Here is a 13329-nt window from a genome sequence, read left to right on the forward strand (position 1 = left end):
CCCCCGCGGACCCCCCCGCCGAGCCCCGCCATCGACCCCCGCGTCAGGCCGCCAGTACCTCCGGATTGGCGCAGTGGGCCAGGGGCTTGCCGCCGAGGAAGCGGGAGACTTCCGCGGCGACGATCCGGGCGGCCTTGTGGGCGACCTGCCGGCTGCCGCCCGCTGGGTGCCGGGCCGGTCGCCCGCCCGCAGGATGTCCGGCGCCGGCCACCGGTCCCGTTCCCTTACGCAGTCGGCGCTCGGCAGGTCAGGTCCCTGTCCGGGAGCCTGCCCGTGGTCAGGTAGACCGTGGCGCTCCGGTCCGCGCAGGAGCCGGTGCCGAAGACGCCGTGTCCCTCTCCGCCGGCGACGGTGACCATCCGGGAGCCGTGCAGAGCGCGGCGCATGCCCTGGCTGACGGCCAGGGGCGTCTGGGGATCCCACTCGTTCTGCAGGATCAGAGCGCTGACCTCGTTGTTCACCACTGTCGCGGGCTCGCTGCCCTGCTTCCAGAAGGCGCACGGCTTGATGTTGGACGCGACATCGCCGTACAGCGGATACCGGGCCTTGTCGCGGATCGCGTCGCGGCGGTACTGCTCGGGGTCGTCCGGCCAGGACGTGCGGGTGTCGGCGCATATGACGGCCCAGGCGCTCGCGGTCGCGTTGTCCGAGGGGATGTCAGGGGCGGGCGCCGGCGGAACGGGGGCCGGGTCCTGCCTAGGTATGCCGGACGGGGCCGGCTCCTTGCCCTCGGCGGCCTGCTTCAGTTCGGCGACCCTTCGGGCGGCGTTCCGGACGTGGAAGAACATGGCACGCTCGCCGCGGATGTCGTCGCCGGTGAGGGGTTTTCCGTCGTGGACGACGGGTTCGCGGTCGGCCCGGGCGATCAGGTCCCAGAAGGTCCTGCGGACCTCGGCCGGGGTGTTCCCCAGTCCGTACGTCGTGTGCCGCCGGGCGGTCCACTCGCTCCACCGCGTGAAGGCGGGCTCGGTCCCCTCCGCCATCCCCTGGAAGACGCCCCGCCCGAACCGCGCGGGGTCGGTGGCACTGTCCAGCACGAACCGCTCGGTTCGCCGGGGGAACATCTGCGTGTAGACGGCGCCCAGGTAGGTGCCGTAGGAGAACCCCAGGTAGGAGAGCTTCTCCTCGCCCAGCACGGCACGGATGACGTCCATGTCCCGAGCGGTGTTGCGGGTGGTGAGGTGCCGCAGGGTGTCACCCGCCTTGGCGCGGCACTTGTCGGCCACCGTACGTGCCCACTCCACATCCTTCGCGAAGGTGCCGGCCTTGTACGGGCGCTCGAAGTTCTCTTCGTCGTCGGTCAGATCGCAGCTGACAGGAGAGCTCCGCCCGACGCCCCTCGGGTCGAACCCGATGATGTCGTACTGTCTCTTCACTTCCTCGGGGAGATTCACGTTCGGGTCGACGGGCATGTCCAGGCCCGGCCCGCCGGGGCCGCCGGGGTTGAGCAGCAGAACGCCGCGACGTTCCTTCGCGCTGCTCGCCTTCAGCCGGGATACCGCGATGTCGATCTCCTTGCCGCCGGGATCGCTGTAGTCCAGCGGCACCTTGAGAGTCGCGCACTGAAAGGTGGCGGGGCTTCCTGCACCGCAACGCTGCCAATGGGGCGTCTGCTGTGCGTACTGCCGCAGAGGGTCCTTCGCTGCAGAGGCGCCAGGCGCGGAGAACGCTGTTGCGGGTGTCAGCGCCGAAACGAAGGCCGTCGCGATGCCGACGCTCAGGAGAGGTGCTATTCGTCTGTCTCGCGCGTTTCGTATGTTTCGCACAGTAATGCTCGTCCTCACGGGGGGAGTGGTGAAGGGGCCGCCGCCCTTCACGGGCCGGCGGGCCGTCCTCCGGCCGGATGTTCAGGGCAAGATCCTGGCCTCTGCGGGCTCGGTGCACATCGCGGGAAAGCAGGAGACAGAGCTCCCCCGATCGAGGGAGGACCCCGGTGAGCTACCGGGTCATACTGGGCGGATTATGATCAAGCATGTCCGGCCGCTGCTGCGCGGCTCCACGTATTCGGGTGCGCTGTTCGCCTATTGCGGCGCGCTGGCGAGCCTTCCCATGCTGCCCGTCGCAATGCTGCCGGCGCTGGTGTGGCCCTCCGCTCCCTATGGAGTGCAGCTCGTTCTCACCCTGCTGCTCTGGGCGGCACTGATCGGCGCGGCAGGGCCGGCCCGCATCACGCGGCGGGTGCTGATCGTGTCCGCCCGCCGGCTGCTGAGGGTGCCGTTGCCGGACCCCGTTCCCGCTCCTGCCCCCGCCGCTGACCGTTGGCGGACTCCTGCCTGGCTGCTGTTGCACGTGGCACTGGGGTGGACGGGGGCGCTGGTGAGTGGACTGCTGCTCCTCGCGGGCCTGACCCTCCCGCTCGGCGCCGAGGCGGGCCTGAGCCTGTCCGGCCGGACGGTACGGGTGGTGGGCGGCTGGCAGAGCTGGGCGTTGGCGCTCGGATGTGTCCTGCTGGCTGCGACTGCGTGCGTCGTGGTGACGAACGCTCTGCGGTGGTCGGCGCCGAAGCTGCTGGGGCCGTCGCCGGCCGAGCAGCTCGCGCTGGCGGCCGAGCGGGAGCTGGCCCTGGCCGAACGCAACCGGCTGGCCCACGAGTTGCACGACTCGATCGGGCACACGCTGACGGCGACCACGATCCAGGCGGCGGTCGCGGGCGAGGTACTCTCCGCCGACCCGGTCGCGGCGCGGGCCGCCCTGCGCAGCATCGAGGAGTCGGCCCGGGCCGCGCTGGAGGACCTGGACTACGTGCTGGGCGTGCTGCGCGAGCAGGAGTCGGAGACCGCGCCCACCCGCACGTTGGCTGATCTGCCCGAACTGCTGGGCCGGCTGCGGCATGCGGGCGCGGTGGTGGAGCCAGAGCTGTCGGGCGAGCTGACGCAGGTGCAGGGGACGCTCTCCCGGGCCGCGTACCGGATCCTGCAGGAGGCGTTGACGAACGCCTTGCGGCACGGGGCGGGCGGTCCGATCGAGGTCCGCGTGGCGGCCGCGGCGGACTGCCTGGAGCTCACTGTGGTCAACCGGACCGGGGAGGGGACGAGCGCGGGTACGGGGAAGGGCACGGGCCGGGGCGCCTTCCCGACATCCGGGCACGGCCTGCCCGGGCTGGCCGAGCGCGTGAGGCTGCTGCACGGTGAGATCGAAGTCGGCCCGGCCGGGCCGCGGCACTGGCGGCTGGCGGTCCGGCTGCCGGTACGGTTGTCGGCATGATCGGCTTTGACACGAGCGCAGACGCTGCCACCGGCCTTGAGACGCGCGAAGCCGTCATGACCGGCACGGGCGCCGCGACAGGCGCCGCGACAGGCGCCGGCTCCGCCACAGGCGCAGGCACCGGCACCGGCACCGGCACAAGCACCGGCACAGGCTCCGCCACCACCAGCCCTGCCGGCACTCCCGTCACCCTCCTGATCGCGGACGACGACGAGGTGACCCGCAGCGGTCTCCGCACCTTGCTCGCGGCACAGCCGGGGATCGCCGTGGTCGGGGAGGCCGGTGACGGCGTCGAGGCGGTCGAGCAGGCGCGGCGGCTGCGGCCGGACGTGGTCCTGATGGATGTGCGGATGCCGCGCCGCAACGGGATCGAGGCCACCCGGCAGCTGCTGGCCGAGCCGGGCGTGGCAGAACCACCGAAGGTCATCGTGATCACCACCTTCGAGAACGACGACTACGTCACCGCCGCGCTCAGCGCGGGGGCCGCCGGGTTCGTCCTCAAGCGGCTTCCGGTCCGGCAGATCGCGGAGGCGGTGCGGGTGGTGGCGGCCGGGGAAGCGATCCTCTTCCCGGCCGCCCTGCGCCGGATGGTCACCCCCCGTCCGCTGTCCTCCACCGAGGCGCTGCCGACGGCGGCGCTGACGGGGCGCGAGGAGGAGGTGCTGCGCCTGATGGCCACCGGCATGTCCAACCCGGAGATCGCCGAGTCGCTCACGGTGAGCCTGGAGACGGTGAAGACACACGTCGGGAACGTCCTGACCAAGCTCGGTGCGCAGAACCGGACCCACGCGGTGGTGATCGCGTACGAGTCCGGTCTGGTGGTACCCGGGGTCACCGGCTGACGCGGCCTGAGGCGGCCAGGGGATGGCCCGCGGATGGACCGGGGATGGGCCGGGGATCGACCGGGGGGGCGGCCCGGTGTGGCATGAAAAGGCGTGCGGTAACCCCTCGTTGAAGCCTTCAACTCGCCGTCCATCCGGGGGCGGAGTCCCTTTGGAGGGTGTCCGGGACTGCTTTTGTGTCCTGACATGGGACGCCCTCGTCTTATGCCCGCGCGCTGAACCTCGACTCGTGGTCTGCGGAACCCTGACCCGTGGTCTTCTGTGAATGCGCGTTCCGCGCTTCAGCGTTTCCATCCAACGAGTGGAAACGGTTTCCGCGGGCCGGTCGCCAATCCCTGAGTATGTCGCCACGAGCAGACGGAGGGCAGAGATGAGTGGTCAGCCCGGAAGCAAGCAGCACGGTTCTGCCGAAGCGGGTGGTGCGCCGCCGAACATTCTCACCGACCCCCACGCCGGTTACGCGCATCTACGGGAGCAAGCGGCGGCCTGCCCCATGCGCTCGCTGGACGGGTCGTTGATGTGGGTGGTCGGACGTCACGAGGGCGTGCGGTCGGTGCTCACCGATCCGCGGTTCGCCAACGACCCGGCCTCGGTCCCCGGCGGCGGCGCGCCGCGCATGCAGGTCAACGCGATGCGGAAGCTCGGCCTCGCCGAGGACCTCATCCCGTACCTCGCCGACACCCTCCTCGACAGCGACGGGGAGAGCCACAGCAGGTTGCGCCGCCTGGTGTCGCCCGCATTCACCGCGCGCCGCATGCTCGCCCTCCGCCCGCGCATCGAGCGGCTCACGGACGAGCTCCTGGACGGGTTGGAGGCACATGCCGAGGACGGCGTCGCCGACTTCCTGAGCCTGTTCGCCTACCCCTTGCCGATCACGGTGATCTGCGAACTCGTCGGCGTGCCGAGCGCCGACCGCCCCGCGTGGCTGCGCTGGACCCACGCGCTCTCCTTCGACCAGGAGCACCTGGGCGAGACGATCGGCCCCCTGGTGGACTACACGCACGCACTGGTCGACCGCCGCCGGTCCCGGCCTGCGGACGACCTGATCAGCGAACTGATCCGGGCGCGGGACGGCGACCGCCTCACCGACCGGGAGCTGGTCACGATGGTGCTCAGCCTCGTCATAGCCGGGCACGACACCACGGCCAATTTCCTCGCCAACAGCGTCTGGGCGCTGCTCACCCACCCCGACCAGCTGGCCCTGGTCCGTGCCGAACCGGAGCTGATGCCTCAGGCCGTGCAGGAACTGCTGCGCTGGTGCGGGCCCGTCCTGGTGTCGCGGATGCGGTACGTCACGGAAGACGCCGACCTCGGCTGGGCGGCGTTCCAGGCCGGGGACGCGGTGATGGCCGCGCTGAGCGGCGCCAACCAGGACCCGCGCGAGTTCGCGGAGGCCGACCGGCTGGACGTCACCCGGCAGCACGAGAACCGCGGGGAGGCGCACGTCTCCTTCGGTGCCGGGCCGCACTACTGCCTCGGCGCCGCGCTGGCGCGCCACGAGGCCGAAATCGCCCTCAACCGGCTGTTCGCCCGCCGGCCCGGCCTCACCCTGGCCGTGCGCCCCGAGGAGCTGAACTGGCAGCCGGTGTCTGGCATGCGGAAGCTCGAACGGCTGCCGCTGCGGCTGGACGGGGCCGGTGGCGTGACTGCTTGATCGCCGGTCGGCTGCACGCATCGCTCGCCCAGGGGCGTTCGACCGCCCCGGGTGAGCGGTACCGCCGCCGTGCCACCCTTCGTGCCGACGCTCCAGGGGTTACGGCGATGAGCGGTCCGGCTACCGCAAGGACGGGTCCGGGTCGCCCTGCCCGCAGTCCGCCATGACGGCCCGGCAGATCGCGGCCGGATCCTCGTGCGGGAAGAAGTGGCCGCCGTCGAAGACGCGCACCTGGGCCTTCGGGGCCCACCGCCGCCATCCTTCCAGGGACTCGACCGGGACGTCACGGTCCGCCGTGGCGCCGTACACCGAGACGGGCGTCGCGAGCGGGCGCGTGAAGTCCGGTGCGTAGCGCTCGATGAGGTCCAGGTCGGCGCGGAGCGCGGCCAGGAGGCGGGGGCCGAACTCGGCGTCGGCGAGGATGCGTTCGTCCGTGCCTCCGAGCCGTCGGACGTAGGAGGCCATGCGCTCGTCGGACGCCTGGAGCACATCGGCCGGGAAGGAACGGGGCGTGCCGGGAGGCGCGCTCGCGCAGAGCACCGCGCGTTCCGGGAGCGGGCCGGGGGAGTTCTCCAGTTGGTGGACCGCCTCGGCGACGATGAGTGCGCCGAGGCTGTGGCCCAGCAGGATCCAGGGCCCTGGCAGTTTCCGCGCCGCGGCCGCGAGGGCGGCGGCGCGGGCCTCGATGCCGCAGCGGTGCTCCGATCCGTCCGGGCGTTCCCAGTGCACGGCACGGACGGCTGTTCCGCGCGGGCCGAACGCCCGGTGCCAGGCGTGGAAGGCCGCGGCGCTGCCGCCCGCGTGAGGCACGCAGATCAGCGTCCGTTGCGTCGCGGTGCTCGTCGGCCGCTCCATCCAGGCCATCCGACCCATCCGACCCATACGATCCGTCCGGCCCATACGGTTCATCGTGTCCGTCCGGTTCCGCTCCCCGCCCAGCGTGACGAGCTCCGCCCGCTCGGCGCTCATCGGCCCGGCTCCGCCCGGGTGGCCCGGCGGGCGTAGACCTCGTACATCTCGGTGTCGCGCAGGCTGGGGTCCTGCCGTACCTGCGGCACGAGCCCCGCGTCCTGCAGCAGCCCGCACAGCTGCGCGAGCCGGCCGCCCTCGTCGTGGACCTCCGCCACGACGGCGTCGATGCGCGGCCAGTCGGCGGCTTCGACCCCGCGCAGGACGTCGAGCTCCGCGCGTTCGACGTCCACCTTGAGCAGTGCCACGGACCCGAGGGCGTGCTTTCTGATGAGTGCGGAGACGGTGGTGACCGGGACCTCGATCGTGCAGCCGTCGTGCAGTCCGTCCGTCATCATCTCGACGGACTCCTCGTCGAGTCCGCTGCGGCGCAGGAACGTCCTGGTGAGGGCGTCGTCGGCGGCTCGGTCGGCGTAGAAGCCGGAGTTGCCGGGCGCGGCCGGGTAGTAGGTGAAGTCCTGGACGCCGGGCGCGGTCCCCACGGCCGTCCGCACCGGCGTCGCGCCCGGGACGTGGCGGCCGAGGTTGTCCCGGAGGCAGGCGAAGACGTCCGGCACCGGCTCCGCGGCGACGATCCGGAGCGTTCGCTGTACGTCCGCGAAGGCGATCGAAACCAGCCCGACGTTGGCGCCGATGTCGAGCACTGTGTCGTGGGGGCGCAGCTGTCGTGCGGCGACTCCGTACAGACCGTCGCCTGTCGCCTCCCGCCAGATCAGCAGGGCTTCGGCGGGGCTGGTGCACGACACCCGCCGGCCGCCCGGGAGGCGCACCTCCTGCCTTGGGGCGAGGGGTACGGCGGGTGCGGCCCGCTTTTCGCTCATGATCGCCTCCTCGGGCTCACGCGGCGGGACGGTCGATGGGGCAACCGATGGGGCAACCGCCAGGGCAATCGGCGGGCCGGCCGGCAGGTCGGCCAGCAGGTCAGTCGGCAAGGAGCCGTACGGGCAGGGCCTCGTACCCCCGGATCAGGATCGACCGTGTCCGCCGTGGCGGACCGGTCAGCTCGGCACTGCGCACGCGCCGCAGCAACTCCTCGAACAGGACGGAGAGTTCCCTGGTGGCGAGCGCCGCGCCGAGGCAGTAGTGGGCTCCGGCCGCGAAGGCGAGATGCGGGTTGGGCCGCCGGGTGACGTCGAACCGGTCGGGGTCCGGGAACACGGCGGGATCGCGGTTGCCCGCCGCCAGCCACAGCGCCACCTGGTCGCCGGCGGCGAGTGTGCGACCGGCGAGCTCGACGGGGGCGGTGGCGGTCCGCAGGACGTGCATCGCGGGGCTGGTGAAGCGCAGGATCTCCTGCACCGCGCCCGGCAGCAGCTCCGGGGCCTCGCGCAGCGACGCCCATTGCTGTGGATTCCGGACCAAGGCCAGGAGGCCGCCGGCGCCGGCGTGCCGTGTCGTCTCGTTGCCGCCCGACACGATGCCGTCGCAGTTCAGGAAGATCTCTTCGTCGGTGAGGGGGACGCCGTCGACCGTGCCGTGCGCCAGCGCGGTGATGATGTCCTCGCGTGGCTCGCGTCGGCGGCGTTCCAGCAGGTCAGCGTAGTACGCCAGGATGTCGGCGTGTGCCTGGGCCGGTGCGAGCGGGTCGGCGTCGGCGCTCTCTCCCGAGCCGAAGGCCACCATGGTGCGGTCGAGCATGAAGTTCCGGTCGCCCGGCGGCACTCCGAGCATGTCGCAGATCACCGAGAGCGGCAGCCTGGCCGCCACCAGGGTGAAGTCGCACTCGCCGGCCTCCAGCGCCTCGTCCAGCACGGCGGTGACCGTCTCGCGCATGGTGTGCTCCAGCCGGGCCACCATGCGCGGGGTGAAAGCGCCGTTGACGATGCGCCGGATCTCGCCGTGCCGGGGCGGATCGGTGATGATCAGCATCTTGCCCGAGGCCGCCGCCGTCGCGGCGGGGTTCTGATCCAGCCGCATGCCCTGCTGGGAGGTGAAGTTCCTTGAGTCCTTGAGGACTTGGGCGATTCCGGCGTGCGACAGGACGGCGTGGAACCGGCGGCCGTCGTACTCGCCCTCGTGCACGGGTCCGGACTGCCGCATCCGCTGCCAGAGTTCCTCGGGGCGCCCCTGCGCGTAGAGCTCCGGGTCGCAGAGCTCCGGAGAGCAGGGCGCGGTGACCGGTCGAGCACGTGGCATACCTGCGGCTCCTAGGGTGGGCGGGACCTCCCGATCATGCCTGCCGCCCGCCCTGGGCAGAACCCCAGAAACGTGCCACGGGGCGGATGGTCCGATTCCGGGGTCGCCGGCCCGAAAAACTGGGGTCGGCGCCACCATCGCCGGGGGCCGGGCGGCGGTGCCGGCGTCCCGGCGGGGCCCCGGCGCGTCGGCTCGAATCGGTCGTTCTTCGGTCGTCCGCCCGCTGTGAGACCGGCGTCGCAGCGCTTAGGCTAGTGTTCGATCTTCGGGCTTCTTTCCGGAAGTTCAGACGAAGGCCGTGTCCACATTGACGTCTGCATTGATCTCCACGTCGATGTCCACCCCGATGTCTACGTCGAAGTCCTTGATGATGTCCTCTTTGATGTCCGATCCGTCAGGAACCTCAATAGTTTTCCAGGAGTGAACCTTCTCGGCCAGGCAATTTGGGGGAATCGCCAACCGTGATAATCAACGCATGGGACGGGCCGCGGGCCGGACTGCTCGAACGGCAGGCGGAAATAACCGGGATCGAGCGGAAGCTCGACGACTTGAGCGATGGAATCGGCGGAATTCTCGCGGTCGAAGGCGCTGCGGGGACCGGAAAGTCCAGTCTGCTGCACCTCCTGCAGGCCAAAGCGGTCGACAGGAAATTCCTGGTCCTCCACGCCAGGGGCAATGAATTCGAGGCGTCATTTGCCCTGGGGGCGGTGGCGCAACTGGTCGAATCGGCGGACGACGACACCCCGCCCGCCGGGCCGCACGGCTCGCGCATCGCGCACCTGCTGCACGGCAAGCTGCCGGACGAGGCGCACGCGGCGGGGTGGCACCCGCTGCTGTACGAACTGCACCGCATCCTCCTCGACCTCGCCGGTGACCGGCGCCTCGTGATCGTCATCGACGACGCGCAGTGGGCCGATCTGCCGTCGCTGCGCTTCCTCAGCTACCTCGCCGCCCGCGTCGCGGGCAGCCACATGGTGCTGGCCGTCGCCGTGGAGCCCTGCGGCCCCGGCCCGGCCGCCGACCTGCTGGGCGCCGTGGTCACCTCCTTCGAGTCGACCGTGCTCCGGCCCGCGCCGCTCAGCCTGCACGCCCTCGAACAGGTCTGCGCGGAGACCCTCGGCGGGCCCGACCCCGCCGCCCTCGCCGAGACGCTCTTCGAGGCCACCCACGGCAACCCGATGCTGGTGAGGGCCGTGCTCGACGAGGCGGCCACCGGGCCGGGGAGCCCCGACGGACCCGGGAGCCCCACCGAGCCCGGGCACCATGCCGACCCCACGAGCCTCGCAAGCCCTCCGAGCCCTGCGATCCCCGCCGGGACCAGCCTCGACCGGCTCTCCGAGCACGCGCCCCGCAGCCTCGTGCGATGGGTCGTCCGCAAGCTGCGCAGCCTCCCGGACCCCTCGTTCGAACTGGCCCAGACGGTCGCACTGCTGGGCCGCGTGACCGATCCACGGATCGTGGAAGACATCGCCTGCCTCAGCCCGGCCGGCGCCGAGAAGGCGCTCGCCGCGCTGATCGACGCCGAGATCCTGGTCGACGGCCCGGTGCTGCGGTTCGCGCAACCGCTGATCCGCATGGCCGTCCAGCACAGCACACCGCTGCTCACCCGCGGCCGGCTGCACGCCCGCGCGGCACGCGCCCTGGCCGCCGTCGGCGCCCCGCCGGAACAGGTCGCCGGACACCTGTTGAAAGCGCCGCCCCAGGGCGACCGCCGGGCGGTCCGAAGCCTCCTGGACGCCGCCGCGTCGGCCACCGGGCGGTGCGAGCCGGACGCCGTCCGCTACCTGCGGCGCGCCCTGCGCGAACCACCGGCCGGCCACGACCTGCCGGCGGTCCTCAGCAGGCTCGGCGCCGCCGAGTTGTCGGTCGACCACGAGGAGGCCGCCGTCCACCTCCGGGAAGCCCTGGAGCACACCACCGACCCGGACGCCCGGAGTGCCGTCGCGCGGGACCTGGCCTGGGCGCTCGCACTGGGCTCGCGGTTCGAGGAAGCCGTCACCGTGCTGGCCGACACGATCGTCGAACTGGACGAGGCGGACGCCGTCGCGCACCTGGACGACGCGCTGTCCTGCATCGCCAGGCTGTCCCCGGGGGCCCGTGACCTCCGCAGGCACCACCTGACCGGGATCCGGCGGCACCTGGACCGGATCCGGGAGCGGGCGACCGGGCCGAGCACCGACGGATTCGTCGGGGACGCCCTCCTCGACCTGCTGCGGAACGGAACGGACGCCGCGCAGGTCGCGGACCTCGCCGCGGACACGCTGCGCCGGGCGGAGCCGGCGGCCGAGCACGGCGTCGGCTGGGGCGCGGCCCTCACCGCGGCCTGGTCCCTGGTGGTCTGCGACCGCCTCCCGGAGGCCCGCCGCGCCGCCCGGGCCCTGGGCGACGCATCGCGGCGCCGGGGCGTGAACCTCTTCCACCTCGACCAGTGCCTCCAGGCCTACGTCGAGTTGCAGCTCGGCCAGGTGTCCGCCGCCGCCCAGCTCGCCGCCGGCGCCCTGGAGGCCGGCGAGCCGGAGGGCAGCCCCAGCGCCGTCCAGCCGGTCGCGGTGGCCGCGCTGGTCGAGGCGCTGATCGAACAGGGCGACCTGGAACCGGCCGGCGCCGCGCTGTCGGCACGCGAACTCCTCGACGCCGAGGGCGACACCTTCGCCCACCTCTTCCTCCTGCGCGCCCGAGGGAGGCTGCGGCTCGAACTCGGACACCCCGGTGAAGGCCTGGCGGACCTGCTGAAAGGCCGGCGGCTGGATGCGGAACTCGGCCTGGCGGCGGAGGCGGTCGGCGCCTGGGCCCCGGTGATCACGGCCCTCCACGCCAGCGGACGGGCCGAGGACGCGCGCGCACTCGGCGAGGAGGAACTCGCCCGGGCCCACGCCTTCGGAGCCGCACGCCCCCTGGCCGTCGTCCTGCGGACGCTCGCCCCGGTGGTGCCCGCGGACCGAGGCCTGCGCCTGCTGGAGGAGGCCGTCGACGTGCTGGACGGCTCGTCGGCGCTCCTCGAACGGGCCCACACCCTCTACACGTACGGGAGCGTGCTCCTCCGGGCCGGCAAGACCTCCGCGGCACGCGAGCAGCTCCACCTCGCCGCCGAACTGGCCGGTGACTGCGAGGCGTACGCAGTGCACCGCCGGGCCTGCGAGGAGCTGCGGTCCCTCGACGCCCCGCCCCGGGGCCCGGGCCGGCGCAAGAGGTCCCCCTCCGCCCTGACGCCCGCCGAACGGCGCGTGGCGGACCTGGCCGCCCGGGGGCTGAGCAACCGGGACATCGCGCAGGCGCTGTTCGTGACCGTCAAGACCGTGGAATGGCACCTCACACAGGCCTACCGGAAACTGCGCGTCACCTCCCGGGAGAACCTCCCCAGGGCACTCGACGCAGCGACCCCAGAGGGGAGTTGAAGCGGCGGACCCTGGGGATCACCTGGGGTCCGCATCCCTTGTGCCGGTGTCGCGGGCGGCGTGACGATCTCTGGTGTCCGTGCTCGCCGACGGCATGGCCGTGCGGGCCCGCCCACCGGAAGCCGCCGACCGGACCAGCCGCCACCAGCCCGCCATCTGCCACCGCGCGCCACCCACAGCCCGCCACCAGCCGCCCGCCACCGAGAGCCGTCCCCGCATCGGCATACGGAGGGACCCCCATGGCCCTGACCCAGGACGACCTCGACCGTTACCGGCGGGACGGCTTCGTGGTGCAGGAGGACCTGTTCACCGCCGACGAGGTGGACCTGCTCTGCGACGCGCTGACGGAGGACGCCCGGACACCAGGACCCCAGGTCGTCACCGAGAGCGACGGACGCACGCTGCGCGCCGTCTACGCCTCGCACCTGCGCCACCCCGTGTTCCACCGGCTGGCCCGGACCGAGCGCCTCCTCGGCCCGGCCCGGCAGATCGCCGGTGACGAGCTGTACGTCCACCAGATGAAGGTCAACGTCAAGCAGTCCTTCGCCGGAGAGCGATGGGCCTGGCACCAGGACTACATCGTGTGGCGGGACGCCGACGGCATGCCCGCCCCGTCACAGGTGAACGTCGCACTGCTGCTGGACGACTGCACGGAGTTCAACGGCCCGGTCATCTTCCTGCGCGGCTCGCACACCCTGGGCACCCTGGAGCGCGACCGCGTGACCGCCGGGGACGGCACGGGCCACATCGACCCGGACCGCTACGCCCTGTCCCCCCGCGAGCTCTCCGACGTCGTGGAGCGGCACGAGATGGTCGCCCCCAAGGCCGGGCGGGGCAGCGTCCTGTTCTTCAGCCCGCAGATGGTGCACGGCTCCAACACCAACGTCTCCCCGCACCCCCGCCGTCTGCTGATCCTCACCTACAACCCGGTCCCGCAGGCCCCGCGCCCGGCCGGCGAGCCGCGCCCCGAGTACCTCGTGGGCCGCGCGCGCAACGCCCTGGAGATCGACCGGGGCCTGCTCAAGCACGCCTGACCCCACCAGAACCTTTTTCCGTACGGGAACGCCCTTCCCCTCCCGGAACGCCTTCCCCGCAGCGGCCGGTCCACGGACGCGCGCCGCGGCTCGAC

General features: G+C 72.4%; 11 protein-coding genes. 5 read left to right on the forward strand and 6 right to left on the reverse strand.

What is annotated here, in order from left to right; genetic code table 11:
• Nucleotides 1-43: 43 nt before the first annotated feature.
• A complete protein-coding gene (locus NQU55_RS14515; protein WP_372504722.1) occupies nt 44-211 on the reverse strand; it encodes a hypothetical protein in 168 nt (55 codons plus the stop codon).
• 13 nt (nt 212-224) lie between these two features.
• Nucleotides 225-1733 (reverse strand): alpha/beta hydrolase, encoded by a 1509-nt coding sequence (locus NQU55_RS14520; protein ID WP_372504725.1) that lies wholly within the window; start codon nt 1731-1733, stop codon nt 225-227.
• Nucleotides 1734-1962: 229 nt separating this feature from the next.
• On the opposite strand from NQU55_RS14520, the gene NQU55_RS14525 reads away from it, so the two are divergent.
• The 3 genes from NQU55_RS14525 to NQU55_RS14535 all read left to right on the forward strand — a co-directional run bounded on the left by NQU55_RS14525 (nt 1963) and on the right by NQU55_RS14535 (nt 5700).
• A complete protein-coding gene (locus NQU55_RS14525) occupies nt 1963-3204 on the forward strand; it encodes a sensor histidine kinase (RefSeq protein ID WP_168096303.1) in 1242 nt (413 codons plus the stop codon).
• 56 nt (nt 3205-3260) lie between these two features.
• Nucleotides 3261-4046 carry a response regulator transcription factor gene (locus NQU55_RS14530; RefSeq protein WP_240976981.1) on the forward strand — a complete coding sequence of 262 codons (786 nt, stop codon included), beginning with the start codon at nt 3261-3263 and terminating at the stop codon, nt 4044-4046.
• A gap of 370 nt (nt 4047-4416) precedes the next feature.
• A complete protein-coding gene (locus NQU55_RS14535) occupies nt 4417-5700 on the forward strand; it encodes a cytochrome P450 family protein (protein WP_168096304.1) in 1284 nt (427 codons plus the stop codon).
• A gap of 120 nt (nt 5701-5820) precedes the next feature.
• Here NQU55_RS14535 and NQU55_RS14540 read toward each other — a convergent pair whose 3' ends face one another.
• The 4 genes from NQU55_RS14540 to NQU55_RS14555 all read right to left on the reverse strand — a co-directional run bounded on the left by NQU55_RS14540 (nt 5821) and on the right by NQU55_RS14555 (nt 9264).
• Nucleotides 5821-6555 (reverse strand): thioesterase II family protein, encoded by a 735-nt coding sequence (locus NQU55_RS14540; protein WP_256790644.1) that lies wholly within the window; start codon nt 6553-6555, stop codon nt 5821-5823.
• Nucleotides 6556-6665: 110 nt separating this feature from the next.
• Entirely contained in the window at nt 6666-7490 is an 825-nt protein-coding gene (locus NQU55_RS14545) for an FkbM family methyltransferase (protein ID WP_256790645.1), read from the reverse strand.
• A gap of 100 nt (nt 7491-7590) precedes the next feature.
• Nucleotides 7591-8805 (reverse strand): cytochrome P450, encoded by a 1215-nt coding sequence (locus tag NQU55_RS14550; RefSeq protein ID WP_168095400.1) that lies wholly within the window; start codon nt 8803-8805, stop codon nt 7591-7593.
• A 285-nt stretch (nt 8806-9090) separates the two neighbouring features.
• On the reverse strand, nt 9091-9264 hold the full coding sequence (locus tag NQU55_RS14555) for a hypothetical protein (RefSeq protein WP_168095401.1): 174 nt from the start codon (nt 9262-9264) through the stop codon (nt 9091-9093).
• A 2-nt stretch (nt 9265-9266) separates the two neighbouring features.
• On the opposite strand from NQU55_RS14555, the gene NQU55_RS14560 reads away from it, so the two are divergent.
• The gene (locus tag NQU55_RS14560) at nt 9267-12200 is read left to right on the forward strand and encodes an ATP-binding protein (RefSeq protein ID WP_256790646.1); all 2934 of its coding nucleotides are present in this window, start codon (nt 9267-9269) and stop codon (nt 12198-12200) included.
• Nucleotides 12201-12439: 239 nt separating this feature from the next.
• On the forward strand, nt 12440-13234 hold the full coding sequence (locus tag NQU55_RS14565; protein WP_168095403.1) for a phytanoyl-CoA dioxygenase family protein: 795 nt from the start codon (nt 12440-12442) through the stop codon (nt 13232-13234).
• Nucleotides 13235-13329 lie beyond the last annotated feature (95 nt).

This window comes from Streptomyces telluris (assembly GCF_024519335.1).
GTDB lineage: Bacteria > Actinomycetota > Actinomycetes > Streptomycetales > Streptomycetaceae > Streptomyces > Streptomyces telluris.